Annotated in this window: 19 protein-coding genes and 2 pseudogenes; 18 read left to right on the forward strand and 3 right to left on the reverse strand. The window is 61.3% G+C overall.

Annotated elements, in window-relative coordinates:
• The first annotated feature begins 4 nt into the window (after positions 1-4).
• Positions 5-493: a hypothetical protein gene (locus LW136_RS02155; protein ID WP_104098915.1), complete on the forward strand. Its 489-nt coding sequence runs from the start codon at positions 5-7 to the stop codon at positions 491-493.
• Positions 494-580: 87 nt separating this feature from the next.
• On the opposite strand, the gene aceF is transcribed toward LW136_RS02155, so the two are convergent.
• Entirely contained in the window at positions 581-2,587 is a 2,007-nt protein-coding gene (gene aceF / locus LW136_RS02160; protein WP_234174551.1) for a dihydrolipoyllysine-residue acetyltransferase, read from the reverse strand.
• Between the two features lie 27 nt (positions 2,588-2,614).
• Entirely contained in the window at positions 2,615-5,260 is a 2,646-nt protein-coding gene (aceE, locus tag LW136_RS02165; protein ID WP_234174552.1) for a pyruvate dehydrogenase (acetyl-transferring), homodimeric type, read from the reverse strand.
• Between the two features lie 266 nt (positions 5,261-5,526).
• On the opposite strand from aceE, the gene glnE reads away from it, so the two are divergent.
• From glnE to LW136_RS02240, 15 genes and pseudogenes are all read left to right on the forward strand, one after another.
• Entirely contained in the window at positions 5,527-8,472 is a 2,946-nt protein-coding gene (gene glnE, locus LW136_RS02170; RefSeq protein ID WP_234174553.1) for a bifunctional [glutamate--ammonia ligase]-adenylyl-L-tyrosine phosphorylase/[glutamate--ammonia-ligase] adenylyltransferase, read from the forward strand.
• A gap of 49 nt (positions 8,473-8,521) precedes the next feature.
• A complete protein-coding gene (ilvE, locus tag LW136_RS02175; RefSeq protein ID WP_023445089.1) occupies positions 8,522-9,445 on the forward strand; it encodes a branched-chain-amino-acid transaminase in 924 nt (307 codons plus the stop codon).
• A gap of 74 nt (positions 9,446-9,519) precedes the next feature.
• Positions 9,520-10,554 (forward strand): lipopolysaccharide heptosyltransferase II, encoded by a 1,035-nt coding sequence (gene waaF / locus LW136_RS02180; RefSeq protein ID WP_125875807.1) that lies wholly within the window; start codon positions 9,520-9,522, stop codon positions 10,552-10,554.
• On the forward strand, positions 10,555-11,556 hold the full coding sequence (gene waaC / locus LW136_RS02185; RefSeq protein WP_221103429.1) for a lipopolysaccharide heptosyltransferase I: 1,002 nt from the start codon (positions 10,555-10,557) through the stop codon (positions 11,554-11,556). It abuts the gene before it with no gap.
• The gene (locus LW136_RS02190) at positions 11,556-12,677 is read left to right on the forward strand and encodes a glycosyltransferase family 4 protein (protein WP_234174554.1); all 1,122 of its coding nucleotides are present in this window, start codon (positions 11,556-11,558) and stop codon (positions 12,675-12,677) included. The genes waaC and LW136_RS02190 overlap by 1 nt, the downstream gene beginning before the upstream one ends.
• 43 nt (positions 12,678-12,720) lie before the next feature.
• Entirely contained in the window at positions 12,721-13,536 is an 816-nt protein-coding gene (gene rfaP / locus LW136_RS02195; protein ID WP_234174555.1) for a lipopolysaccharide core heptose(I) kinase RfaP, read from the forward strand.
• A complete protein-coding gene (locus LW136_RS02200) occupies positions 13,533-14,270 on the forward strand; it encodes a lipopolysaccharide kinase InaA family protein (protein ID WP_003301617.1) in 738 nt (245 codons plus the stop codon). The genes rfaP and LW136_RS02200 overlap by 4 nt, the downstream gene beginning before the upstream one ends.
• Positions 14,267-14,533, forward strand: a pseudogene (locus LW136_RS02205) (lipopolysaccharide kinase InaA family protein); the annotation flags it as partial. The gene LW136_RS02200 and the pseudogene LW136_RS02205, both read left to right, overlap by 4 nt.
• Positions 14,534-14,598: 65 nt before the next feature.
• On the forward strand, positions 14,599-16,038 hold the full coding sequence (locus LW136_RS02210; protein WP_003301619.1) for a lipopolysaccharide kinase InaA family protein: 1,440 nt from the start codon (positions 14,599-14,601) through the stop codon (positions 16,036-16,038).
• Between the two features lie 100 nt (positions 16,039-16,138).
• On the forward strand, positions 16,139-17,893 hold the full coding sequence (locus LW136_RS02215; RefSeq protein ID WP_003301621.1) for a carbamoyltransferase family protein: 1,755 nt from the start codon (positions 16,139-16,141) through the stop codon (positions 17,891-17,893).
• Positions 17,880-19,031: a glycosyltransferase gene (locus tag LW136_RS02220; RefSeq protein ID WP_234174556.1), complete on the forward strand. Its 1,152-nt coding sequence runs from the start codon at positions 17,880-17,882 to the stop codon at positions 19,029-19,031. Before LW136_RS02215 ends, LW136_RS02220 begins: the two co-directional genes overlap by 14 nt.
• Positions 19,032-19,034: 3 nt before the next feature.
• Positions 19,035-19,856, forward strand: coding sequence for a hypothetical protein (locus LW136_RS02225; protein WP_003301624.1), 822 nt, complete (start codon positions 19,035-19,037; stop codon positions 19,854-19,856).
• Positions 19,857-19,877: 21 nt separating this feature from the next.
• Positions 19,878-20,837 (forward strand): glycosyltransferase family protein, encoded by a 960-nt coding sequence (locus LW136_RS02230; protein WP_234175228.1) that lies wholly within the window; start codon positions 19,878-19,880, stop codon positions 20,835-20,837.
• 53 nt (positions 20,838-20,890) lie between these two features.
• Positions 20,891-21,754 (forward strand): DUF6625 family protein, encoded by an 864-nt coding sequence (locus tag LW136_RS02235; RefSeq protein WP_234175229.1) that lies wholly within the window; start codon positions 20,891-20,893, stop codon positions 21,752-21,754.
• Positions 21,755-21,784: 30 nt separating this feature from the next.
• Entirely contained in the window at positions 21,785-22,936 is a 1,152-nt protein-coding gene (locus LW136_RS02240; RefSeq protein WP_125860079.1) for a glycosyltransferase, read from the forward strand.
• On the opposite strand, the gene LW136_RS02245 is transcribed toward LW136_RS02240, so the two are convergent.
• Positions 22,861-23,490 carry a BUD32 family EKC/KEOPS complex subunit gene (locus LW136_RS02245; RefSeq protein ID WP_003301632.1) on the reverse strand — a complete coding sequence of 210 codons (630 nt, stop codon included), beginning with the start codon at positions 23,488-23,490 and terminating at the stop codon, positions 22,861-22,863. The two genes, LW136_RS02240 and LW136_RS02245, sit on opposite strands and share 76 nt — an antisense overlap.
• A 683-nt stretch (positions 23,491-24,173) precedes the next feature.
• Here LW136_RS02245 and LW136_RS02250 point away from each other — a divergent pair.
• Positions 24,174-24,455, forward strand: a pseudogene (locus tag LW136_RS02250) (O-antigen ligase family protein); the annotation flags it as partial.
• Positions 24,456-24,758: 303 nt separating this feature from the next.
• Positions 24,759-26,573 carry a lipid A export permease/ATP-binding protein MsbA gene (gene msbA / locus LW136_RS02255; RefSeq protein WP_036999403.1) on the forward strand — a complete coding sequence of 605 codons (1,815 nt, stop codon included), beginning with the start codon at positions 24,759-24,761 and terminating at the stop codon, positions 26,571-26,573.
• Positions 26,574-26,617 lie beyond the last annotated feature (44 nt).

Here is a 26,617-nt window from a genome sequence, read left to right on the forward strand (position 1 = left end):
AGTGATGGTCTCGGTTCTCTGCGTGATCGGAACACCTCTGATCGCGAGTGAAGTGGTGGAGTTCGGCTCGGATGAGTCGACTCGCTATCTCACTGAATTGAAAAAGCTTTATCTCACCAGCAGCGATCGCGAAGCGCTGCTCGCGCATAGTAACGGATTGCTCGATACCTACGCATTGCGAGCGGGTTATCAGGTTGGTCAGGCCAATCCGCAGGACTTTCTCTACGAGCTGAGCGTGGCCTCTCCTGGCGAGTTGCGCATACGCGAGGAAGTCCGCAGCAGCAGCGGCGGTGTTGCCGTGCGCAACCGCAGTCTGTCGGTATTCGGGCTTGATCCCTACCTGCAATATCAGTGTCCTGCGCAAGGTTTCAGTTGTTCGATCAGCAGCCCCATCGACGGCCTGCCCTTGTTGGTCATTCTGCGCGACCCCCAGGGTGCCGAAGAGCTGGCCAAGGCACTGTCTTTTCTGATTCGTAATCTGCAGAAGGGTTGACGCAGCAGTTGGTACGCGTGATCCCTGCACAATAGAAAACGCCGCATCTTCTTCAGAGGATGCGGCGTTTTTCGTTTGGCTCAGCCGTTACAGCAGCAGGGTGCGGATATCCGCCAGCAGCTCCGACAGCCGTTTGGTGAAGCGTGCGGCAGCAGCCCCGTTGATTACACGGTGATCGTAGGACAGCGAGAGCGGCAACATCAGGCGCGGCTCGAATGCCTTGCCGTCCCAGACTGGCTGCATCGTCGCCTTGGATACCCCGAGAATCGCCACTTCCGGCGCGTTGACGATCGGCGTGAAGCCGGTGCCGCCAATGTGGCCAAGGCTGGAAATGGTGAAGCAGGCACCCTGCATGGCGTCAGGCGAGAGCTTCTTGCTGCGCGCTTTCTCTGCCAGCTCGGCCGCTTCGCCAGCCAACTGCAGCAAACTCTTCTGATCCACGTTCTTGATCACCGGGACCATCAGGCCATCCGGCGTATCCACGGCGAAGCCGATGTGCACATACTTCTTGCGGATCAGTGCCTTGCCGCTTGGCGCCAGCGAGCTGTTGAAGTCCGGCAGCTCCTTGAGCAGGTGCGCACACGCCTTGAGCAACAACGGCAGCACGGTGAGCTTGACGCCGGCCTTCTCGGCGGCAGCCTTCTGGGAGACGCGGAAAGCCTCCAGTTCGGTGATGTCGGCCGATTCGAACTGGGTCACGTGCGGTACGTTCAGCCAGCTGCGGTGCAGGTTGGCTGCGCCGATCTGCATCAGGCGCGACATCGCGACTTCTTCGACTTCGCCGAACTTGCTGAAGTCCACGGCCGGGATCGGCGGAATGCCGGCACCACCCGAGGCACCTTCGGCCGGAGCCTGCTTGGCCTTGTGCAGCATGTTCTTGACGTAGGCCTGGACATCTTCCTTGAGAATCCGGCCCTTGGGACCGGTGGCCGGAACATCGGCCAGGTCGACGCCGTACTCGCGCGCGGTCATGCGAACCGCCGGCCCGGCGTGAACCTTGGTGCCGGCCTTGCTCGGACCGCTGACGGCCGGAGCCGGCGTCGCCGCGGCCTTCGCCTCCGGTACGCCCTGCTTGTTCGGTGCGACGGCCTGCTGCTGGGAAACGGCCTCCTGCGGCCTGCTCTCGGCCTTTTTCGCTGGCGCCGAGCCCTGGACCTTGAGGGTCAGGATCAGGTCGCCGGTCTTGGCATCGTCACCCACCTTGATCGACAGCGACTCCACCACGCCCGCCTTGGGCGCCGGAATTTCCATGCTGGCCTTGTCGGATTCCAAGGTGATCAGCGACTGGTCCGCCTCGACGCTGTCGCCAGCCTTGATCATGACTTCGATGACCTTGGCGCTGCCGCTGGAACCGATGTCCGGAATACGAACCTCCTCCACGGACTCGCCTGCAGTTTCGGCCGGTGCTTCTGCGGCCTGCTCGGTCAGTTTCTCCTTGGCCGGGCTTTGTGCCTGGCTGGTCGGAGCACTGGCCGCTCCCGGCTTGCTCGAGGCGGTACCCTTGAGGATCAGGATCAGATCGCCGGTGCCGACTTCATCGCCCACCTTGACCGAAATGCTCTCGACTACGCCAGCGGCTGGAGAGGGGATCTCCATGCTGGCCTTGTCGGACTCGAGAGTGATCAGCGGTTGCTCAGCGGCGATGGTATCGCCGGCCTTCACTGAAATCTCGATCACGCTGGCCTTGCCGGAGGAGCCGATGTCCGGAACCTTGATTTCCTGCGACTCGCCTTCCTCGGCGGAGGCCGAAGGCTTGTCATCTCCCGGAGGAGTAGGTGCTTCGGCTTCATCAGTCGGACCGCCAGTGCTGGCAGCGGCAGGCTCGGCTTCGGCTTGCGCTGGCGCTTCGCTGTCAGTTCCTTCTTCGCTTTCCAGCTCGAGTAGCTCGTCACCTTCTTTCAGGCGGTCGCCGAGCTTGACCTTCAAAGCCTTCACGACGCCAGCCTTGGGTGCCGGGATTTCCATGCTGGCCTTGTCGGACTCCAGCGTCAGGATGCTCTGGTCCGCTTCGATACGGTCGCCGACCTTGACGAACAACTCGATTACTTCACCCTCACCGCTGCCGATGTCGGGTACGCGTATGGTTTCACTCACAATAGGTTCTCCTGTGCGCACGCAGCATCAGCAATCCAGCGGATTGCGCTTCTCGGGGTCGATACCGAACTCGGTGATGGCATTGGCCACCACGGTGCGTTCGATGGCGCCGCGAGCGGCGAGTGCCTGCAGTGCCGCGACGGCAACCCAGCGGCGGTCGACTTCGAAGAAGTCACGCAGCTTGGCGCGCGAGTCGCTGCGGCCGAAGCCGTCAGTGCCGAGCACCTGGTATTCGCGCGACGGAACCCACTGACGAATCTGATCGGCGAACAGCTTCATGTAGTCGGTCGAGGCCACTACCGGGCCTTCGCGGCCTTCCAGACACTGCTCGACATAGCTCTTGCGCGGCTCCTCGGTCGGATGCAGACGGTTCCAGCGGTCGACCGCCAGGCCGTCGCGACGCAGCTCGTTGAAGCTGGTTACGCTCCAGACGTCGGCGCCGACGCCCATCTTGGCGAGGATATCCACCGCAGCACGTACTTCACGCAGGATGGTGCCGGAACCCAGCAGCTGTACGCGGTGCTTGAAGTCGCCCTTGGCTTCCTCGAGCAGGTACATGCCCTTGATGATGCCGTCCTCGACACCCTGCGGCATGGCCGGCTGCTGGTAGTTCTCGTTCATCACGGTGATGTAGTAGTAGACGCTCTTCTGCAGTTCCATCATCTCGTGCATGCCGTGATGCATGATCACCGCCAGCTCGTAGCCGTAGGTGGGGTCATAGCTGCGGCAGTTGGGGATGGTGCTGGCGAGGATGTGGCTATGGCCGTCCTCGTGTTGCAGGCCTTCGCCGTTCAGCGTGGTACGCCCGGAGGTGCCACCGAGCAGGAAACCACGGGTCTGGGCATCGCCGGCCGCCCAGGCCAGGTCGCCGATGCGCTGGAAGCCGAACATCGAATAGAAGATGTAGACCGGCAGCATCGGCTGGTTGTAGTTGCTGTAGGCGGTACCCGCCGCGATGAACGAGGAGAAGGCGCCGGCTTCGTTCAGGCCTTCCTGCAGGATTTGACCATCCTTCTCTTCGCGGTAATACATCACCTGGTCGCGGTCGACCGGCTCGTACAGCTGCCCCACCGGGGAGTAGATACCCAACTGGCGGAACATGCCTTCCATGCCGAAGGTGCGGGCCTCGTCGGCGAGGATCGGCACGATGCGCTTGCCGAGATCCTTGTCCTTCACCAGCTGCGAGAGAATCCGGCCGAAGGCCATGGTGGTGGAAATCTCGCGATCACCGGAACCGTCGAGCACCGCCTTGAGGGTTTCCAGCGGCGGCGTCGGGATGCTGAAGCTCTTCGGCCGGCGCTGCGGCAGCGAACCACCGAGTTTCTCGCGGCACTTGCGCAGGTAGCGCATCTCGGCGCTGTCTTCGGCCGGGCGGTAGAACGGCAGTTCTTCGAGCTGCGAATCGTTGACCGGAATGTCGAAGCGATCGCGGAATTTCTTCAGGCTGTCGATATCGACTTTCTTGGTGTTGTGGGCGATGTTCTTCGCCTCACCAGCACCGGTGCCGTAACCCTTGATGGTCTTGGCCAGGATGACTGTCGGCTGGCCCTTGTGGTTGACCGCCTGGTGGTAGGCCGCATAGACCTTGTACGGATCGTGGCCGCCGCGGTTGAGCTTCCAGACTTCCTCGTCGGACATGCTCTCGACACGCTTGAGCAGCTCAGGGTCAGCACCGAAGAAATGCTTGCGCACATAGGCGCCGTCTTTGGCCTTGTAGTTCTGGTATTCGCCGTCGATGGCTTCGTCCATGCGGCGCTGCATGCGGCCGTCTTCGTCGGCGGCGAACAGTGGGTCCCACAGGCGGCCCCAGACGACCTTGTTGACGTTCCAGTTGGCGCCTTTGAATACGCCTTCCAGCTCCTGGATGATCTTGCTGTTGCCGCGTACCGGGCCGTCCAGACGCTGCAGGTTGCAGTTGATGACGAACACCAGGTTGTCGAGATTCTCACGGCCGGCCAGGGAAATGGCGCCGAGGGTTTCCGGCTCGTCGCACTCGCCGTCACCGATGAAGCACCAGACGCGCTGCTTGCCTTTCGGAATGAATCCGCGGTTCTCCAGGTACTTCATGAAGCGCGCCTGGTAGATCGCAGTGATCGGGCCGAGACCCATGGAGACGGTCGGGAACTGCCAGAAGTCCGGCATCAGGTGCGGGTGCGGGTAGCTCGACAGGCCCTTGCCATCGACTTCCTGGCGGAAGTTGAGCATCTGGTCTTCGCTCAGGCGGCCTTCGAGAAAGGCGCGGGCGTAAATGCCAGGGGAGGCATGCCCCTGATAGTAGATCAGGTCGCCGCCGTGCTCTTCCGTTGGGGCCTGGAAGAAATAGTTGAAACCGATGTCGTAGAGGGTCGCGCTGGAAGCGAAGGTGGAGATGTGCCCACCCAGATCCGGATCCTTGAGGTTGGCGCGCATTACCATCGCCAGTGCGTTCCAGCGGACCAGGGAGCGAATACGGCGCTCCATGAACAGGTCGCCTGGCATCTTGGCTTCGCGGGTGACGGGGATGGTATTGCGGTACGGCGTGGTGATGCCGTAGGGCAGGGGGGTGCCGCTACGTGTGGCCAGTTCACCCATCCGGGTCATCAGGTAGTGAGCGCGGTCTTCACCCTCGCGGTCGAGGACGGACTCGAGGGCGTCCAGCCATTCCTGGGTTTCGACGGGATCGAGATCTTGCATGGCTTGCTCCATGGCGGAAAGGCTTCCAGAATCGGTTGCCTGTTCGCGACCGGCTTTGTGGGCCGGTGCGTGTAATGTTCTTGGACGAGTGCCGGGGGTAGGACCGGGCGTCTGTAGTTTTACTACAAAATGACGTCGGGATCAGCCCCCTGAAATACTCTTTAGTAGTAAAACTACAGATCAGCGGCGCTGGCATTTTCCTGAGAAAGGCATCTGCGAGGCTCTGAATCGCGCGGTTTCACTGTGTTGCTGTGAAGGAAACCTCAATGAGTCTGCCATCGCTGGTTGCATTGCCGCCCTCGCTTCTGCCTTTTGTCAGTCGTGCCGAAGAGTCGTTCCTCGCTGCTGCCGGCAGCCTGTCGGATGCCATTGCGGCACGTTGCCGCGCCTGGCTGGTGGATCAGCGCGAGGCGTTCGGCCGGGTCTGTGCGGCGAGCGACTTCGTCAGCGAACAGGTTAGTCGAGATCCGCAGATGCTGCTGCAGCTGGCCGAGCTGGGGTGGCTGGACAGATCGCTCGCGCCGGTCGAGATGCGTGACGCACTGAGCGAGCAGGTCGCCGCGTGCGACAGCGAGGATGCCCTGGCGCTGACCCTGCGCCGCTTCCGGACCCGCCAGCAGGTGCGGATCATCTGGCGCGACCTGACCCGTCAGGCCGACCTTGCCGAAACCTGTCGCGACCTTTCCGATCTCGCCGACGCTTCGGTCGATCTGGCGTATCACTGGCTGTACACACGCCATTGCGAGCAGTTCGGCGTACCCACCGGGCGTCGCAGCGGCAACCCGCAACACATGGTCATCCTTGGCATGGGCAAGCTGGGCGCCCATGAGCTGAATCTGTCCTCGGACATCGACCTGATCTTCGGATACCCCGAAGGTGGCGAAACCGTGGGTGCCAAGCGCTCGCTGGACAATCAGGAGTTCTTCGTCCGGCTCGGTCAGCGGCTGATCAAGTCGCTGGACGCCATCACCGTCGATGGCTTCGTCTTCCGCGTCGATATGCGCCTGCGCCCGTACGGTTCGTCCGGTCCGCTGGTCTACAGCTTCAACGCGCTGGAACAGTACTACCAGGACCAGGGGCGTGACTGGGAGCGCTACGCGATGATCAAGGCGCGTGTCATCGGTGGCGACCAGCAGGCCGGCAAAGAGCTGCTGGAAATGCTGCGGCCGTTCGTCTATCGGCGCTACCTTGATTTCTCCGCCATCGAAGCGCTGCGCACCATGAAGCAGCTGATCCAGCAGGAAGTGCGGCGCAAGGGCATGGCTTCGAATATCAAGCTGGGTGCCGGTGGCATCCGCGAGGTGGAGTTCATCGCCCAGGCGTTTCAGCTGATTCACGGCGGGCGCGATCTCAGCCTGCAGCAGCGGCCGTTGCTCAAGGTGCTGGCTACCCTGGAAGGTCAGGGCTATCTGCCGGGTGCGGCGGTGAAGGAGCTGCGCGAAGGCTATGAGTTTCTGCGCTATACCGAGCATGCGCTGCAGGCCATCGCCGATCGCCAGACGCAGATGCTGCCGGAGACTGAAGTCGACTGCGCGCGGGTCGCCTTCATGCTCGGTTTCGACAGCTGGCAAGCCTTCCACGAGCAGCTGTTGCACTGGCGTGGGCGTATCGACTGGCATTTTCACCAGGTCATCGCCGACCCGGACGAGGACGAGAATGCCGAAGGCGAGGCGCTGGTCGGCGGCGAGTGGCTGCCGCTGTGGGAGCAGGACTGGGACGAGGAGTTCGCCTGTCGACAGCTGTCCGAAGCCGGGTTCCGTGATGGTCAGGTTGCCTGTCAGCGCCTCGCCGCACTGCGTAATGCCAGTCAGGTCAGGACTATGCAGCGTCTCGGCCGCGAGCGTCTGGATGCCTTCATTCCTCGTTTGCTGGCGCAGGCTGTCGAGCAGGACGACCCGGATCTGGTGCTCGAGCGCGTGCTGCCATTGGTCGAGGCGGTGGCTCGGCGTTCGGCCTATCTCGTATTGCTGACCGAAAATCCCGGCGCGCTGCAGCGCTTGCTCGAACTCTGCGCGGCCAGCCCGTGGGTCGCCGAGCAGATCGCGCGGTTCCCGTTGCTGCTCGACGAATTGCTCAATGCTGGGCGGCTGTACAGCCCACCGCTGGCGCCGGAGCTGGCTGCCGAGTTGCGTGAGCGGCTGATGCGTATTCCCGAGGATGACCTCGAGCAGCAGATGGAGGCGCTGCGTCATTTCAAGCTGGCGCATCGCCTGCGCGTCGCAGCCTCGGAGATCGCCGGGACGCTGCCGTTGATGAAGGTCAGCGACTACCTGACCTGGCTGGCGGAGGCCATTCTGCAGGAAGTGCTGACCCTGGCCTGGCGCCACACTGTTGCACGTCATGGCCAGCCGCAGCGCAGCGACGGCACCCTGTGCGATCCAGCCTTCGTCATCGTCGGTTACGGCAAGGTCGGCGGGATCGAGCTCGGTCACGGTTCCGACCTGGACCTGGTGTTCATCCATGACGGCGACCCTGCCGCCGAGACCAATGGCGCCAAGCCCATCGACACCGCGCAGTTCTTTACCCGTCTCGGTCAGCGCATCATTCATCTGCTGACCACCCAGACCACCTCCGGCCAGCTGTACGAGGTGGACATGCGCCTGCGTCCGTCCGGCGCTTCCGGGCTGCTGGTCAGCTCCCTCGGCGCCTTCGAGCGCTACCAGGGTCAGGAAGCCTGGACCTGGGAGCACCAGGCGCTGGTGCGTGCGCGGGTGCTGGTCGGCTGCCCGCAGCTGACCGCCGACTTCGAACGGGTGCGTGCCGGTGTGCTCGGTCGCGAACGCGATCTGGAGGCGCTGCGGCGCGAAGTCAGCGACATGCGCGCGAAGATGCGTGACAACCTCGGGACCCGCGCGACGCATGCGGGGACCGCCGAGCAAGCCTTCGACGGTGCCGCCGAGTTCAATCTCAAGCAGGACGCCGGTGGTATCGTGGATATCGAATTTATGGTGCAATACGCGGCTTTGGCGTGGTCGCACCAGCATCCCGAACTGCTGCGCTATACCGATAACATCCGCATTCTCGATGGGTTGGAGCAGGCCGGGTTGATGACCGGCGATGAGGTTCGGCTGCTGCAGGATGCCTACAAGGCCTACCGCGCCGCAGCGCACCGGCAATCACTGCAGAAGCAGCCCGGAGTGGTGAGTGGGGATCAATTCCACGACGAGCGCCGCGCAGTCATGCGGATCTGGCGCGAGCTGGGGCTCAGCTGAGCCCGCGTCGGGCTACCGAGCAATATCGAATTCTGAGGAGCTGGCAACGATGTCGATGGCCGATCGTGATGGCGTCATCTGGTATGACGGCGAACTGGTGCAGTGGCGTGATGCGACCACCCATGTGCTGACCCATACCCTGCACTACGGCATGGGCGTATTCGAAGGCGTACGCGCCTACAACACCCCGGACGGCACGGCGATCTTCCGCCTGCAGGCGCACACCGACCGCCTGTTCGATTCGGCACACATCATGAACATGCCGATGCCGTACTCGAAGGAAGAGATCAACGAAGCGACCCGCGCCGCAGTGCGCGAGAACAACCTGGAAAGCGCCTACATCCGCCCGATGGTGTTCTACGGAAGCGAAGGCATGGGCCTGCGCGCCAGCGGCCTGAAAGTGCACGTGATCGTCGCCGCCTGGCACTGGGGCGCCTACATGGGCGACGAGGCGCTGGAACTGGGCATCAAGGTGCGCACCAGCTCCTTCACCCGTCACCACGTCAACATCACCATGACCCGCGCCAAGTCCAACGGTGCCTACATCAACTCGATGCTGGCCCTGCAGGAAGCGATTTCCGGTGGCGCTGACGAAGCGTTGATGCTGGATCCTGAAGGCTACGTGGCCGAAGGTTCGGGCGAGAACATCTTCATCATCAAGGATGGCGTGATCTACACCCCGGAAGTGACCGCCTGCCTGAATGGCATCACTCGTGGCACCGTGCTGACCCTGGCCGCCGAGCACGGCCTGAAGGTGGTCGAGAAGCGCATCACCCGCGACGAGGTCTATATCGCCGACGAAGCCTTCTTCACCGGAACTGCCGCAGAGGTGACGCCGATTCGCGAAGTCGATGGCCGCGCCATCGGCATCGGTCGTCGTGGCCCAGTGACCGAAAAGTTGCAGAAGGCCTACTTCGATCTGGTCTCCGGCAAGACCGCTGCTCATGCCGAATGGCGGACACTGGTCAAGTAAGCGCAGGCGCCAAGCTGCACGCGGCCGATGGTTTGCCGCTTGCAGCTTGAGGCTCGTGGCTTGAAGCTGCCCTTATGAATATTCTGATTGTGGGACCCAGCTGGGTTGGCGACATGGTGATGGCGCAGACGTTGTTCGTCTGCCTGAAACAGCGCCATCCCGACTGCCAGATCGACGTGCTGGCGCCCGAGTGGAGCCGGCCGATTCTCGAGCGCATGCCCGAGGTACGCCAGGCGCTGAGCTTTCCGGTCGGGCACGGCGTGCTCGACATGGCGACCCGGCGCAAGGTGGCGCAGAGCCTGCGTGGTCAGTATGAGCAGGCGATCCTCTTGCCCAATTCGTTGAAGTCGGCGCTGGTGCCGTTCTTCGCCGGTATTCCCAAGCGCACCGGCTGGCGCGGCGAAATGCGCTTCGGCCTGCTCAACGACATGCGCAAGCTCGACAAACAACGCTATCCGCTGATGATCGAACGCTTCATGGCGCTGGCGTTCGAGCCGGGCGCCGAGTTGCCCAGACCGTATCCGAACCCTTCGCTGCGTATCGACCCCGTGACTCGCGATGTGGCATTGGCACGTTTCGGCCTGAGCCTGGATCGTCCGGTATTGGCGCTGTGTCCGGGCGCCGAGTTCGGCGAGTCCAAGCGCTGGCCGGCCGAGCACTTCGCCAAGGTCGCCGAGCTGAAGATTCGCGAGGGCTGGCAGGTCTGGCTGTTCGGCTCGAAAAACGACCACCCGGTGGGCGAGGAAATCCTCGCGCGATTGATTCCTGGGTTGCGCGAAGAGGCGGTGAACCTGGCCGGCGAGACCAGCCTGGCCGAGGCCATCGATCTGCTCTCCTGCGCTGACGCAGTGGTGTCCAACGACTCCGGGCTGATGCACGTCTCCGCCGCGCTGGGCCGGCCTCTGGCTGCAGTCTATGGCTCGACGTCACCGGCCTTCACCCCGCCGCTTTCCGAGCAGGTCGAGGTGGTGCGGCTGGGTCTCGACTGCAGCCCCTGTTTTGAACGCACCTGCCGCTTCGGCCACAACAACTGCATGCGCGAGCTGAAGCCGCGCGCGGTGATCGAGGCGCTGGATCGTCTGGCCCCGCAGTCGGTCGAGGTGCGCTGATTGAAGGTCCTGCTGGTCAAGACCTCGTCGTTGGGCGATGTCGTGCATACCCTGCCGGCGCTGACCGATGCGCAGCGGGCGCTGCCTGGCATCCAGTTCGACTGGGTCGTGGAGGAGGGCTTCGCCGAAATCCCGGCCTGGCATCCAGCGGTGGCGCAGGTGATTCCGGTGGCGATTCGTCGCTGGCGCAAACATCCGATCAATACCCTGCGCAGCGGCGAGTGGCGACGCTTCAAGGCGCGCCTGCGCGAAAGTCGTTATGACCTGGTGATCGACGCCCAGGGCTTGCTCAAGAGCGCCTGGCTGACTCGCTACGTCAAGGCGCCGGTCGCCGGGTTGGACCACGATTCGGCCCGCGAGCCGCTGGCGACACGCTTCTATGATCGGTGCTATGCCGTGCCGCGTGAGCAGCATGCGCTGGAGCGGGTGCGTCAGCTGTTCGCTCAGGCGCTCGGTTACCCGCTGCCGCAGGATGTTGCCGACTACGGCCTGAATCGCGAGCAGATGGCCGCGCCCAGCGATCAGCCGTATCTGCTGTTTCTGCACGGCACCACTTGGCCGAGCAAGCACTGGCCGGAAACCTACTGGCGCGAACTGGCCGAACGCATGAGCGATTTCGGCTGGGCGATCCGCCTGCCATGGGGCAATGCCGAAGAGAAGGCGCGCGCCGAGCGTATCGTCAGCGGCGTGGCCAACGCAGCGGTGCTGCCCAAGCTGAATCTGGCCGGCGTTGCACGGGTCATCGCTGGTGCGCGGGCTTGCGTCGCAGTGGATACCGGCCTCGGCCATCTGGCTGCGGCGCTGGATGTGCCGAGCATTTCGCTTTATGGTCCGACCCTGCCCGGGCGGGTCGGCGCCTATGGACGCTCGCAGGTGCACCTGTGCGCCGGCGGGCCGAACGCCGGTCGCGGTGACCGCCACAAGCCCTGTTTCGACGATCTGCGCCCTGAGCGCGTCGTCACCGAACTGAAAGCCCTGCTGCGGGCCCCGGAGTCCGTCTGATGCAACTGGCCTTCATTCTCTACAAGTATTTTCCCTTCGGCGGGCTGCAGCGCGACTTCATGCGCATTGCCCTCGAATGCCAGCGTCGCGGCCATGCGATCCGCGTCTACGCGATGATCTGGGAAGGTGATGTGCCCGAGGGCTTCGAGGTCCTGATCGCGCCGGTCAAGGCGCTGTTCAACCACACCCGCAACGAGCGTTTCACTGCCTGGGTCGAGGCCGATCTGGCGCGGCGGCCGGTGGACCGGGTGATCGGCTTTAACAAGATGCCGGGACTCGACGTGTATTACGCCGCCGACCCCTGCTTCGAGGACAAGGCGCAGACGTTGCGCAATCCGATCTACCGCCGCTGGGGTCGCTACAAGCACTTCGCCGAGTACGAGCGCGCGGTGTTTGCGCCCGAGGCAAAGACCGAAATCCTGATGATCTCCGAGGTGCAGCAGTCGCTGTTCGTCAAATACTACGGCACGCCCGCCGAACGCTTTCACCTCTTGCCGCCGGGCATCGCCCAGGATCGCCGCGCGCCGGCCAATGCCGCGCAGATCCGTACCGAGTTTCGCGAGGAATTCGAGGTGCGGCCCGAGGAGCTGCTGCTGGTGCAGATCGGTTCCGGTTTCAAGACCAAGGGTCTGGACCGCAGCCTCAAGGCGCTCGCCGCATTGCCGCGCGAACTGAGTCAGCGCACCCGGCTGCTGGTGATCGGCCAGGACGATCCCAAGCCGTTCAAGCTGCAGGCCAAGACGCTGGGCGTTTCCGGCATGGTCGAATTTCTCAAGGGGCGCAGCGATATACCGCGGTTCCTGCTCGGCGCCGATCTGCTGATCCATCCAGCCTACAACGAGAACACCGGTACCGTGCTGCTGGAAGCGCTGGTCGCCGGGCTGCCGGTGCTGGTCACCGATGTATGTGGCTATGCGCACTACATTACCGACGCCGACTGCGGTCGCGTGGTGCCCAGCCCCTTCGAGCAGCAGGTGCTCGACCAGATGCTGGCGCAGATGCTGGCCGATGATCAGCAACGCGCGGTCTGGAGTCGCAATGCGCTGACGTTCGCCGACACGGCGGACCTCTATTCGATGCCGCAGAAGGCGGCAGACGTGATTCTCGGGGCAAGCGCATGAGCGCTGCAGCTCGGTCAGCGCCCTGCCGATTGGCGGTGGCTCCATGCGCCTGATGCTATTGGAGCCGTTCAAAAGCCTCTGGCACGGCGCGGACCCGTTCGTCGAAGTCGAGCGTCTCGACGGGCAGGTGTACCGCGAGCTGGAGGGGCGACGCACGCTGCGTACAGAAGTCGAAGGGCAGGGCTACTTCGTCAAGATTCATCGCGGTATCGGTTGGGGCGAGATCGCCAAGAACCTGCTTACCGCCAAGGCGCCCGTTCTCGGTGCTGGCCAGGAATGGCGAGCGATCCAGCGGTTGCACGAAGTGGGTGTGCCGACCATGACCGCGGTGGCTTACGGCGAGCGCGGAGCCAATCCGGCCAGCCAGCATTCGTTCATCATCACCGAAGAACTGGCCCCGACCGTCAGCCTCGAGGACTTCACGGCCAACTGGCTGGAACAGCCACCGGCACCGTCGCTCAAGCGCGCCCTTATCGCCGAAGTCGCCCGCATGGCCGGCACCATGCATCGCGCCGGCGTCAATCATCGCGATTTCTACATCTGCCACTTTCTGCTGCATACCGACAAACCGGTGATAGCAAGTGATTTCCGCCTGTCGCTGATCGACTTGCACCGTGCCCAGACCCGAGCGCAGACACCGCGCCGCTGGCGCGACAAGGATCTGGCCGGGCTGTACTTCTCGGCGCTGGGCATTGGCCTGACGCGCGGCGATAGGCTGCGCTTTCTGCGCGGCTATTTTCAGCGGCCCTTGCGCGACATCCTGCACGACGAGGCGCGTCTGCTCGCCTGGCTGCAGCGCAAGGCCGAGCGGCTATCCAGTCGCTATGCGCGCAGGTACGCACCGGGCGCACAGGCGTGAGTGGCTGGCAGCTCGCGACCGGCATGCCCGTCGAGGCAGCCTCGGCGTTCGCCGATCTGCCGACGGTGTTCGCGCTGACCGGCGAGGCGATTGCCCGCGATCCGTTATCCGAAGTGATTCGCGTCGAATGCGGCGGTTTGCGCTATTACGTCAAACGTTATTGGGCTGCCGGCAAAGGGCTGCGGCGCTTTCTCGGGCGGCCGCGGGTCAAGGCCGAATGGCAGAACCTGCGGCACTTTGCGCGCTGGGGTATTCCTGTCGCGCCGGTGGTGGCGTGGGGCATGGAGCGTCGCGGCGGCGTATTCCTGCGCGGGGCGCTGATCACGCTGGAGGTGCCCAATACCGTCGACATGGCGGCAATGGCGACGAACAACGACCCCCGTCTTGGCGATCCCCACTGGGTCGCGCGTATCAGTCGCCAACTGGCGCACGCCACCCGCACCCTGCATGACCATCATTTCGCCCACAACGACCTGAAATGGCGCAACCTGCTGATCAATGAGGACGGCGAGCTGTTCCTGATCGACTGCCCCTCGGGCAACTTCTGGTGGGGGCCTTTCCTGCGGCGGCGCATCATCAAGGATCTGGCCTGCCTGGACAAAGTGGCCAAGTACCATTTGAGTCGCACCCAGCGCCTGCGCTTCTACCTGCAGTACCAGCGGCGTGGGCGGCTGATACCGACTGATCGAGCGCTGATCGCGCAGGTGCTGGAGTATTTCGAGGGGCGCGAATGAACGAGTTTTTTTCTGTCGCTGATCGGCCCCTGCTCAAGGCGCACGGCCTGGCCAGCTTCGATGCACTCTGGGCCGTGCAGCTCGAATCGGTCGATATGCCCAATACCGGTCGCGGCGGCTGGAGTAGCGTGTTTCGCCTGGAGTTGGGCGATACGGCCTATTACCTGAAGCGACAGAGCAACTACCTGACCCACAGCCTGCGCCATCCGTTCGGCGAGCTGACCGTTGCTTGCGAATTTCGCAATATCCAGCGGTGTCGGAGTGATGCGACTAACGACCCCAGGCTGGAGATGATAGCCGGCCGCCAGCAGTGCAGGATGGCAAGCATATGGTACTGACGGATCTCACCCGTGGCGGCCGCTCGCCAACATTACCTCTGACACTCCTGCTGCCGGCCGGCGAACTGCGCATGCTGCAGTGGCTGCGTGTACTGCCGGGGCAGCGATATGTAGGTCGGGCCGAATGGCAGGGGCGTACTGTGCTGGCCAAGCTGCTGGTCGGCGCTAAGGCCGAGCGCCATTTTCAGCGCGAGCGCCAAGGTGCTCGCTTATTGGCCGAGCAGGGCATGATCACTCCGGCGTTGCTCGCTGAGGGCTTCGAGGCCGGGCAGGGTGGCTGGCTGCTCTTCGACTTCCTGGTCGGCGCCGAAAGTCTGGAGCAGGCCTGGCGGGCAGTGGAGCACGAACCGCCGTTGTCCGATCTCCAGCAGATGGTGCTGGGGGAAGCACTGGGCGCCATCGCGCAACTACACGCGCGCGGCCTGTGGCAGGATGATCTCCACCTAGACAATCTGCTGCGACATGATGGCCATCTCTTCATCATCGATGGCGGCGGCATTCAGGCGCAGACTCCGGGCCAGCCGCTGGCACGCGATAAGGTACTGGCTAACCTCGGCGTGTTCTTCGCGCAGCTGCCGGCTGGTCTGGAGCCGTACATCGAAGAACTGCTGGTGCACTACATCTTGGTCAACGGCGAGCATGCCCTGCCGTTGGAGGCTCTGCTGCGGGAGATCGCAGGCGTACGTCGCTGGCGACTGCGCGACTATCTCGGCAAGCTTGGCCGCGACTGCTCGCTGTTCAGCGCAAGGCGCAGCCTGAGTGAGCTACGCATCGTTCGTCGCAGCGAGGCGACTGTACTGGAGAGTCTGCTGGACGCGCCGGATATGGCGCTCGAGTCGGGACGTGCAATGAAGCGGGGCGGCAGTGCCAGCGTGGCGCTGATCGAGACAGCCGGCCGGCCGCTGGTCATCAAGCGCTACAACATAAAGGGCCTGGGCCACTGGCTGCGTCGCTGCTGGCGGCCCAGTCGTGCCTGGCACAGCTGGGTCGAGGGAAATCGCCTGGATTTTCTTGGCATCGCCACGCCACGACCGCTGGCCATGCTGGAGCGCCGTTGGCTGGGCCTGCGCCAACGCAGCTATCTGATTACCGAATACAGCGGCGGCGAGGATATAATTGCGCGTTTTCAGCCATACCTCGCCGGTTCGCCGCCCGAAATCGAGTTGCTGGCGCTTGATCAGTTGTTCGCCGCGCTACGTCGCGAGCGCATCAGCCACGGTGATCTTAAGGGCACCAACCTGCTCTGGAATCAGGGGCGCTGGACGCTGATCGATCTGGATGCTGCGCAGCAGCACCGCAGCGAGGCGGGCTTCAGTCGCGCCTATACGCGTGATCGCGCACGTTTTCTGCGCAACTGGCCGTCAGATTCTGCGCTGCATCGGCTACTGGCCGAACGAATACCGAAGGACAGCTTGGAGCCCGATGCTTGAAGCTGGAAGAACACGCTCTGCGGAGCTGAACTAAACATCCGCTGTTGCTTCAAGCCTCCGGCTTCAGGCGTTCAGCTCGCTTTTCAAGAGGCTTTCATCCGTGGCATTGACGATTCTCGGCCTTTCCGGCGCCCTCAGCCATGATCCTTCCGCTGCCCTCTACATCGACGGCAAGCTCATCGCTGCTGCCGAGGAGGAGCGCTTCGTGCGCGACAAGCACGCGAAGAACCGCATGCCCTACGAGTCCGCCAAGTTCTGCATGGAGCAGGCCGGCATCAAGCCGAGCGACGTCGACGTGGTGGCGATTCCCTTTGCGCCCATCAGCATTTTCGAGAAAGCCCGCTGGCACTATGCCAAGCGCTACTGGTACGCCCCGGACCGCGCGCTCGACGCCATTCTCATGGGCAACCGTCGCTATTATCGCTACAAGAAGCGCATCCAGTGGTGCCTGCAGCAGCTTGGCTTCGATCTGAAAAAGGTCAAGCTGCAGCCGGTCGAGCACCACCTGGCCCACGCCTCCAGTGCCTACCACTGCTCCGGCTTCACCGAGAAGACCGCGATCATGGGCATCGACGGCAAGGGTGAGTACGCCACGACGTTCTTCGGCTGGGGCGAGAACGGCAGGATCCACAAGATCAAGGAATTCTACGATCCGGATTCGCTGGGCGGCCTGTACGGAGCGATCACCGAGTACCTCGGCTTCGAGATGCTCGATGGCGAATTCAAAGTCATGGGCATGGCGCCCTACGGCGACGCGGCCAAGTACGATTTCTCTCGCCTGGCGAAATTCGAGAACGGCGAGCTGATCATCAATACCGATTACGCCAACGTTATCGGTTTCCGGCGCTACAAGGAAAACGGCAAGGGCTACTACTTCTCGCCCAAGCTGATCGACTGGCTCGGTCCCAAGCGCGAAGGCGACATCGCCGACGATCCATACATCCACTACGCCGCCAGTATGCAGGCGCTGTTCGAGAAGCTGGCGTTGGAGATGATGGACTACTACTTGGGCGACATCATCCGCGAAACCGGCAAGATCGCTTTCGCCGGCGGCTGCGCACTGAACGTCAAGCTCAACCAGAAGATCATTGCCCGCGAAGAGGTCAAGGAACTGTTCGTCCAGCCCGCCTCAGGCGACGCTGGTACTGCGGTCGGTGCTGCTGCCTACATCTCCCATCAGCGCGGCGTGCCGGTGGAAAAGATGGAGCACGTCTATCTCGGTCCGAGCTTCAGCAACGAGGACGTCATCGCGGCCTGCGCGCGCCACCCTAACAAGCCCGCGTGGCAGAAGATCGACAACGTGCCCGAGCGCATTGCCAAGATCATGGTCGACGGCAATCCGGTCGCCTGGTTTCAGGGCCGCATGGAATTTGGCCCGCGCGCCCTCGGCGGTCGCTCCATAATCGGCTGTCCCAGCGTGCCGGGCGTGGCCGACCGGATCAACGAGCAAATCAAGTTTCGCGAACGCTGGCGGCCGTTCTGCCCGTCGATGCTCGACACAGTCGCGCCGCAGATGCTCAAGGTCGACCACCCGAGCCCGTTCATGACCTTTACCTTCGAAGTCAACGAAGGCTGGAAAGAGCGCGTCGGCGAAGTCGTCCACGAGGACGGCACCTCTCGCGCCCAAGTGCTCAAGCGCGAATACAATCCGCGCTGGTACGACCTGATGCTCGAGCTGGAAAAGCTCACCGGCAACGGCGTGTCTTTGAATACATCTCTCAATCGCCGCGGCGAACCGATGATCTGCTCGCCGACCGATGCGCTGAATATGTTCTTTGGGTCGGATCTGCAGTATCTGATCATGGAGGATGTGTTGGTGGTGAAGGATGGGATGAGCCGGCATGAGCCCAGCTGAGCGGTGGGTGCTGCAGCTCTGTCATGGCTATGACGGCCCTTTTCTCGATTGCGCACGACAGTACGCGGTGCTTTTTGCCGGCACGCAATACAAGGTCTGCACGGTTTATTTGACGGGGGCGCCGAGTGAAGAGGTAGTGCAAGGCTCGGCTTCCGATGACGTCGTGTTTCTTGGCTATGATAGCCGGCATGTGCGGGGCCTCAAGCTCGGTGCCATACGCAAATTGCGTAAGATAGTTGCGGGTCGCAATTTCCGATTGTGCATCGCCCATCGCTTCAAGCCCATCTACATCGCGCTGCTAGCGACCAGACTGCCGGTGATCGGCGTGCACCACGCCTTCGGCGTTTATAACCGGCCCATGCGGCGCTGGTTCGTCAATCATTTTCGTGCGCGCTTGTTGCTACTCGGCGTTTCCAATGCGGTGCGTGACGAGATGCGTGCCGACCTCCCCGGCTGGGAAAGCACGCGCGTTGAAACTCTTTACAATCGCATCGACGTCGCCGCCGTGCAGACCGAGCAGATTTCTCGCCTCGGCGCCCGCACAGCGCTGCAACTGCCGCTGGATGCCTGGGTGGTTGGCAATGCCGGTCGCTTGCACCCAGATAAGGATCAGGCCACCTTGATCCGAGGATTCGCTCAGGCACTGCCACGACTGCCCGTCGGTAGCCTGCTTGCGATAATGGGTAGCGGTCAGCTGGAAGCGCCGCTTCGCCAACTGGCCGAGAGTCTGGGGATCGCCGATCAGGTGCGGTTTCTCGGGCATGTGCGGCACGGCAGGCGCTACTTCAAAGCGTTTGATCTCTTTGTATTGACCTCAGACCACGAGCCATTCGGCATGGTGTTGCTAGAAGCCATCGCGGCGAAGGTGCCGGTGGTCTGCACCGATTGCGGTGGTGGGCGTGAAGTGGTCGAGGGCGTCGGAAAGCTGTTTCCGTTGGGAGACAGCGCTGCTTTAGCCACCGAGTTGGTGAAAGCTGCACAACTGGATCCCGGTTCGGCTCAATCGGCAGCCTCGACCCTTGAGCATCTCACCGAACGTTTTTCCGATGCGCGTGCGCAGCGTGATTTCAATACAATTCTGTCGAAAGCGTTTTTCACGGATGATTCAGTGCGGCATGTTCATTTTTACGTTGAATAATTCATGAGAATAGCAGTCGCATTTTTTGGTATTCCTCGCAACAGTTCTATCTGCTTCCCGTCTATTGAGCAGAACATCTATCAGCGCCTGCCCGGTAATGCACAGGTGCGGTCGTACTATCACCTTTACGAGCCCCAGTCGGTCAATAATCCGAGGTCTGGAGAGAATGGCTTCATCGGTGAGTCCAATTATCTGCCTTTTGCTCGTATGGAAGGGCGTCTTGAGGCGGCTGGCGCCTGTCTGAAATGCTGGGATTTCGACGAGATCAAGAAGCACGGCGATGTATGGCGGGACGACTTCAAGTCCGTTTCCAATCTGATACATCAATTGAACTCTCTGCATGCGGTAACTGCGCTGGTCGATGGATTTGAGTCTGACGTCGTGCTTTTCGTACGTCCCGACCTGCTCTATCACGACACCTTGCCCAGGTTCGTGCTTAACGCCTGTGCAGCGGATAGCCGCGCGGTCTTCATCCCTCATTGGCAATGGTGGAATGGTCTGAATGATCGTTTTGCTGTTTGTGGTCGGGACGTATATGGCGCTTACGGTCGTCGTGCAGAACTTATGATCCCTTTCTGTCTGCAGGAGCAGCGAGGTCTGCATGCTGAGCGGTTGCTGCGCTTCTCCCTGGCGGAGTCCGGCGCTTTGGTACGCACACTTGATGTGCGGGCATCCCGGGTTAGATTGAATGGGGAGTTGGTCGAAGAATCTTTCTCATCCAAACATTCCATGGGGCGTCGGGAAAATCGTTTCATGCTGCCGATGGCGCGCCTGCGCTCGCAGTTCGACAAACTACGGTATCGGCAGGGCGGTATGCTTGGCTGATTTAGGGAATATCGTCCAATGTTGAAAGTTCTGCTACTTGTGCAAAAAGAGCAGCGCGTCATGCTTGACCGCTTGTATGAAAGTATTGCGTATAATTGCGAGTGTGATACGCGGTGGCTGAGTCGTGACGAGCAGGCCAATTTGAAGCGCCACTTCTCCGAGAGCGTAAACCCGCAGCAGTATGACCGCATTGTATTGTTCTTACGCTTCAAGCAGGAGATTCGGCAGGTTGGGTTTATTCGCAGCGTGCCAAATCTGGTGATACTTGAGCACGACGCTTATCAAAACTATATCGCCTGCAAGTACACGGGAAAGTTCAGCGCACATTATCGGCGTTTGCCGTGGGTGCGTGTGATCAGCTCCGGTTACATGGTCAGCGAGCGGCTTCGCCAGGAAGGCTTCGATACAGTCTTCGTGCCCAAGGGGTACGACCAGGCATTGCTGCGCGATCTGGGGCGGGAGCGAGATATCGAACTGGCCTTCGTTGGCAGCACCAAAAGCGGCGCCTATAGCGAGCGCAAGGCGTTGCTCGATGAGCTGGCAAAAGTTGAGGATCTGGTCGTTACGCGCACCAATTCTGGTGAAGACTATTGCAATACCCTCAATCGCATTCGCTTCTTCGTCAGTGCCGACGTCGGCATGGGCGAATACATGATCAAGAACTTCGAGGCTATGGCCTGTGGTTGTGTATTGCTGGCGTGGGATCAGGGCGAAGCGGAAAACAAGGCGCTGGGTTTCGTCGATATGGAGAACCTGGTGCTTTACCGCAGTGTCGATGAGCTGCGAAGCAAGCTGGCGATGTTGCGTTCGGATCCCGACCTGGCGGCGCGCATCGCTTCTGCGGGTCGGGCCTTGGCGGAGCGGGAGTACAGCTTCTCGCGTGTCGGGCAGCGTATCGTCCTGGCGTTGGATAAGCCGTTACGGGACCGCCCGCCGATGGGCCTGTGGGATCGGCTGCGTCTGTACTGGAGGCTGAAGTGAATCAATCACGTATTCGCTTGCTGATTCCCTATTTCGGCCGATGGCCGTTCTGGATGCCGTTTTTCCTGCAGACCTGCAAGCGGAACGCCGATATAGACTGGCTCTTTTTCAGCGATTGCGGAACGCCAGACGACCTTCCGGATAACGTACGGATCGTACCGATTTCGTTTGCTGACTACTGTCAATTGGTCAGCGAGCGTCTGGGCATATGCTTCAAGCCGACCAATCCTTACAAGCTCTGCGATATCAAGCCTGCGCTAGGGCATATCCACGCCGAGTATCTGGATGGCTTCGACTTCTGGGGGTTCAGCGATATCGATCTCATATACGGCGACCTGCGCGGCTATTTTTCCGAGGATCGGCTCGCCCGATACGATCTGCTGTCCACCCACGCGCGTCGCGTTTCAGGACATCTGTGTTTGCTGCGTAATAACGAGCGTATGCGCCAGGCGTTCATGTGCGTTCCTGGCTGGCAGGCTTGTTTCGAAGACCCCAGGCACCATGCGTTCGACGAAGCGGCATTCAGCCGATTGTTCATTCGACGAAAAAACTGGCCCGAGGCGCTTCGGCGGGTGGCTGATCACTTCAATCCGTGGCGTCGATGCAGCGAGTTCAACGAGGCGTTCAGTACTCCGCACGCTCGGGTTCCATGGCTTAGCGGTAGCTTCGATTTTCCCGATTGCTGGGTCTGGAACGATGGGCGGCTGACCAACAACCGCGATGGCGCTCGAGACTTCCCCTATTTCCATTTTATAACCTGGAAGAACGCCAAATGGTCAGGCTGTACCCTCGAGTCACTGGTGCAGCCTGAAAATCTTGCCGCTCAGCAATCGTGGTGCGTTACAGAACAAGGGTTTCGGGCTTTAGACGGGCTGGCTGTTATCGGACGGAGAACGAGTACCGATGGCTCGCTTTAACCCCAGAGTGCTCATGCTGGAGCATTCGGCTTGAGTATCCTTAGTATTTTGTGGTCTTCCGGCAAGGCGCATACCTCCATTCATCGAGTGCATGAGGAGATTCTTTCCCTAGTGGCTGATGAAAGAGAAGAAATGCACACTTGGATGCTGATGGGGCGCGAGGCTGCGCGGAACTCTGATTGCGGGCAAATGCTGCATTGGCGGCTGAGCTCGAGGGCGCTCAAAGGTCGGGGCATCTGGAAACTATCGCAGTGGTGGTTGCAGCGGCACCTTGCCCGCGAGATCGAGCGACTCAATCCGAAAGTGTTGTTGCTCGATGGCATTGGCGTGGCTCGGTTGATCATTCCGGTGGTGGCGAGATTGCACCTTAAGTCCCGGGTCATCGTCGTGTTCCACGGGCAAAGCCGCATGCGTCGGAGCGATCCGAAGTTGTTCGACGCGATTGCTGCGCATCGTCTGAGGCTGGTCGCGGTGTCCGAGGCGCTCGCCGAATCTCTGGGCGCGAAGCTGGGTAGAGCGGTGTTCGCTGCACGAACAGCGATAAACCCGCATTCGTTCAAGCAGGAACTGATTTCTCGCGACGAAGCCAGGGGCAGACTGGGCCTTGATAGCGCAAGCATTGTCCTGGGCACGGTTGGGCGGCTGGTCGAGGAAAAGGGCTTTCTGCCCATGCTCGATGTGCTGAGTGAGTTGTCACGCGTGCGGACAAACATCCACCTGGTGCTCGTGGGCGAAGGGAGGCAACGACCGGAACTGGAGTCACGTATCCGACGCCTGAGCCTAGGCCGAATGGTTACGCTGGCGGGATATCGACAGGACGCTGCGCAGCTATATAAAGCGTTCGATGTGATGTTGATTCCGTCCCGCAGTGAAGGGTTGGGTTTGGTTTTGCAAGAAGCGGTGATGGCGGATGTGCCGGTCGTTGCCAGCGATCTGCCAGTCTTCGTCGAGCAGTTGGGGGTCAAGGGCATTTACGTCTCGCCGAACGATGTGTCCGGCTGGGTCACCGCCATTGAGCATGTGCTCGATTCGGATCGGCGATCGCTCGCCGTCGAGCAGGGGAATCACCTAGCATCGGAGCAGGCCTGGAAACGGTTCCGCAAGAGTTACGTTGAGCTGCTGGCCGATGACTCGGGAACGGTCAGCGCATCGCAGAACTGCGAAAACGGAAAGGCGTTCTGAAATTTTTCACGTTCGAGATATCGTTTGAAGTGCGCCAGATTACGTCGAATCATATGGTTCGGTAGAGATCGGCCCAGGAAACGCATATCGGCGATATCGATCAGCCCCAGCGAACCTTGCGGAGTAAGGACAATATTTCCCAAGTGCAGCGAGCGGAAATAAATACCCTTGCGATGCAGCTCGCGTACGAATCCAATCAGCTTGGGCAGGATTGTTGACCAACTGAAGCCAGGCTGCGTTGCAAGTTGACTTAGCGAGCTGCCCAGCAGCGGGGCATAAAGCACCGCGTCCGCCGATTTATCCGACAGTTCGTATATTGCCCGCACCTTTAGCGTAGCGATATCCAGGGCTTGGAGGCGTTCGGCGTTCTTGACGAATCGACGCGAATAAGGCCGCAGCAATGCCGAGGAAAGCCAGCGCTTTCGACGAAAGAATTTTAGAAATAGACCGCTCTCAAGCTGCAGGACCTTGGGACCCAGACCATCCGCTTCGAGAATTGCCGCATTATGGGTGAGTTGTTGCAAGTCTCGCTGGCATAATTGGCTTACATGCATGGTTGGCCTTAAGCAGTGTGCGAACGTCGGGACAAGGCGCGCATTCTAACATCGCTGGTGCTGGCGCATTCGCCGTTTTCCGAAGGGGTAGTATGGATAGCCGTCGTTTAGGGTTGACCTGGCTAACGCTGGGGTTGGTGTGGTTCCTGCTGGGCATAACCTGGATTTCGACGACTAAATTTTACCAACAAGGCTTGATCGTGTTTTTCTGGCTGCCGGCCATGTGGGCTTGTTGGTCCTGTCGTACGGTGCTGCTCGACCTCTGGCGCAAGGAAAAGTCGCTGCTGACAGCATTGGTCGCGCTGGTTGCGTGGGCTGCCGTTAGCTCGTTCTGGAGCGCCGCCGAGGAGCCTGCGCGCGAAGTCAAACGGCTGATATACGTGGTGCTTTTTTTGCTGGGCCTGGTATGCCTCATGCGACAGCCACGACGCGTCGTTTCGGTGTTGCAATGGGCTGGTTTGGGACTGGCGCTTGCAGCGCTGGTAGCGCTGGTTCAGCGTTATGGGATCGAGGCGAAGCCTTGGGCCTGGCGGATGCAGGGTTATGGCCTGCTAGACCATCCGATTATCGGTGGATACGTGTTCGGTATAGCGCTGATTTGGTGGTTCTGTTTGCCACCCAGCCGCGCCATGCTGCGCATTGTGTGGGCGCTTGGTTTGTTGGCGCTGTTCACTTTTGTCGTGATGACGCAGAGCCGTGGCGTATGGGTTGCTCTGCTGGCGACTATCTTGCTGATGCCTGCTTGGCGGAGCGGCCGTGCCGACTTGTTCGTTGCGTTCCTGCTGCTGGTCGTGGCTGCGTTGGGGTACTGGTTGTTCGGCAGTTATGTTGTCGCCAGGGGCACCTCCTACCGCCCTGAAATATTCGCTGCAAGTCTCGCGATGATCGGAGATCGGCCTTGGTTAGGTTTGGGGTTGGGCAGCGATTATCAGGTCGGAGCCCTGGGGCGCATATTCGACCACACTCACAACCTGTTTACTCATGCTGCGGTAGAGCTTGGCTTGCCCGGACTCATTTTATGGCTGGCAGTTTGGCTGCGTTGCTTCGTCATCGCTGTGCGTGAGCGAGCCACCGTTCTCGGCGGCGCATTGTTGGGCATGTGGTTTTTCAGCACCTTTGCGTTGTTGTTCGATGGCGCGAATCTTTGGGATTCGCCTCGCCCGGAATGGTTCCTAACCTGGCTGCCAGTGGGGCTGGCGCTGGGGGCAGGGGCGGCCAGCTCGCTGTGTTACCATCCCAGGCCTTTGACAGACAGGCTGCATTCTCCTATGAGTGGCCCTCGGAAAGCCGACACGACATCCAGTCTGAGTATCTACCTGCGGTTGCTGCGCTATGTGGTCCCGTACTGGAGCCTGTTTGCAATCAGCATCCTCGGCTTCCTGCTCTTCGCCTCTACGCAGCCCATGCTGGGCTACATCCTCAAGTTCTTCGTCGATGGGCTGAACAACCCGGACGCCAGTTTTTTTGCCCAGGTACCTCATCTCAACGAGCTGGAGTGGCTGGCCGGGCTGAAGCTGCTGCAGGCGGTGCCCTTGCTGATCGTGGTCATCGCGCTGTTGCAGGGTGTCGGTTCGTTTCTTGGCAACTATTTCCTCGCCCGCGTCTCGCTGGGATTGGTACATGACCTGCGTGTAGCGCTGTTCAACAACCTGCTGACGCTCCCCAATCGCTACTTCGACAGCCACAACTCCGGGCATCTGATCTCGCGCATCACCTACAACGTGACCATGGTCACCGGCGCGGCGACCGATGCGATCAAGGTGGTGGTGCGCGAGGGTATGACGGTGATCTTTCTGTTCGCGACGCTGCTGTGGATGAACTGGAAGCTGACGCTGGTGATGGTGGCGATCCTGCCGGTGATCGGGGTGATGGTGTCCAGTGCCAGCAAGAAATTTCGCAAGCAGAGCAAGAAAATCCAGGTCGCGATGGGCGATGTCACCCATGTGGCCTCGGAAACCATCCAGGGCTACCGGGTCGTGCGCAGTTTCGGTGGCGAGGCCTACGAGCAGGCGCGTTTTCTCGGCGCGAGTCAGGACAACACCGGCAAGCAGCTGCGCATGGTCAAGACCAATGCGGTCTATACGCCGACGCTGCAACTGGTGATCTACAGCGCGATGGCAGTGCTGATGTTTCTGGTGCTGTACATGCGCGGCGATGCTTCTGCCGGCGATCTGGTTGCTTACATCACCCTGGCCGGCCTGCTGCCGAAACCGATCCGGCAGCTGTCCGAGGTCAGTTCCACCATACAAAAGGGTGTTTCCGGTGCCGAAAGCATCTTCGAGCAGCTGGACGAGGCCTCGGAAGTCGATGGCGGTACGCTGGAGCGTGAGCGAGTGGCGGGGCGCCTGGAGATCAACGGGCTGAGCTTCGTCTATCCGGGCACCGACAAGCAGGTGCTGCACGACATCAGCTTCAATGTCGAGCCGGGGCAGATGGTCGCGCTGGTCGGCCGTTCGGGCAGTGGCAAATCCACCCTGGCCAATCTTATTCCGCGGTTCTACCACCACGATCAAGGGCAGATTCTGCTCGACGGTGTGGATATCGAGGACTACACGCTGCGCAACCTGCGCCGGCATATCGCTCTGGTGACTCAGCAGGTGACCTTGTTCAACGACACTGTTGCTAACAACATCGCCTACGGCGATCTGGCTGGTGCCCCGTTGGAAAATATTCAGCGCGCGGCTCGCGATGCCTATGCGGACGAGTTCATCCAGCAGATGCCGCAAGGCTACCAGACGCTGGTTGGCGAGAATGGTGTGTTGCTTTCCGGCGGTCAGCGCCAGCGTCTGGCGATCGCCCGCGCGCTGTTGAAGAACGCGCCGGTACTGATCCTCGACGAGGCGACTTCGGCGCTGGACACCGAATCCGAGCGGCATATCCAGAGCGCGCTGGACCACGCCATGAGTGGACGCACCACGCTGGTCATCGCCCATCGTCTAAGCACCATCGAGAAGGCCGATCTGATTCTGGTGATGGAGCAGGGGCGTATCGTCGAGCGCGGCAACCATGCGCAGCTGCTGGCGGCCAACGGTGCTTATGCTCGTTTGCACGAGAAGCAGTTCAAAGACGACGAGCCGGCGTGATCCGCGTGTCCGCTGGGGCGCGCGAGCCGCGGCGCGCCGGCATG

It is taken from the genome of Stutzerimonas kunmingensis, from assembly GCF_021432085.1.
Classification (GTDB): domain Bacteria; phylum Pseudomonadota; class Gammaproteobacteria; order Pseudomonadales; family Pseudomonadaceae; genus Stutzerimonas.

Bases quoted from the DNA above. Each gene is read 5' to 3' on its own strand.
- msbA (WP_036999403.1), top strand. From the start codon at position 24,759: ATGAGTGGCCCTCGGAAAGCCGACACGACATCCAGTCTGAGTATCTAC.
- glnE (WP_234174553.1), top strand. From the start codon at position 5,527: ATGAGTCTGCCATCGCTGGTTGCATTGCCGCCCTCGCTTCTGCCTTTT.
- waaF (WP_125875807.1), top strand. From the start codon at position 9,520: ATGAATATTCTGATTGTGGGACCCAGCTGGGTTGGCGACATGGTGATG.
- ilvE (WP_023445089.1), top strand. From the start codon at position 8,522: ATGTCGATGGCCGATCGTGATGGCGTCATCTGGTATGACGGCGAACTG.
- LW136_RS02245 (WP_003301632.1), bottom strand. From the start codon at position 23,490: ATGCATGTAAGCCAATTATGCCAGCGAGACTTGCAACAACTCACCCAT.
- LW136_RS02220 (WP_234174556.1), top strand. From the start codon at position 17,880: ATGAGCCCAGCTGAGCGGTGGGTGCTGCAGCTCTGTCATGGCTATGAC.
- LW136_RS02235 (WP_234175229.1), top strand. From the start codon at position 20,891: ATGCCGTTTTTCCTGCAGACCTGCAAGCGGAACGCCGATATAGACTGG.
- LW136_RS02225 (WP_003301624.1), top strand. From the start codon at position 19,035: ATGAGAATAGCAGTCGCATTTTTTGGTATTCCTCGCAACAGTTCTATC.
- LW136_RS02155 (WP_104098915.1), top strand. From the start codon at position 5: ATGGTCTCGGTTCTCTGCGTGATCGGAACACCTCTGATCGCGAGTGAA.
- aceE (WP_234174552.1), bottom strand. From the start codon at position 5,260: ATGCAAGATCTCGATCCCGTCGAAACCCAGGAATGGCTGGACGCCCTC.
- LW136_RS02210 (WP_003301619.1), top strand. From the start codon at position 14,599: ATGGTACTGACGGATCTCACCCGTGGCGGCCGCTCGCCAACATTACCT.
- LW136_RS02190 (WP_234174554.1), top strand. From the start codon at position 11,556: ATGCAACTGGCCTTCATTCTCTACAAGTATTTTCCCTTCGGCGGGCTG.
- rfaP (WP_234174555.1), top strand. From the start codon at position 12,721: ATGCGCCTGATGCTATTGGAGCCGTTCAAAAGCCTCTGGCACGGCGCG.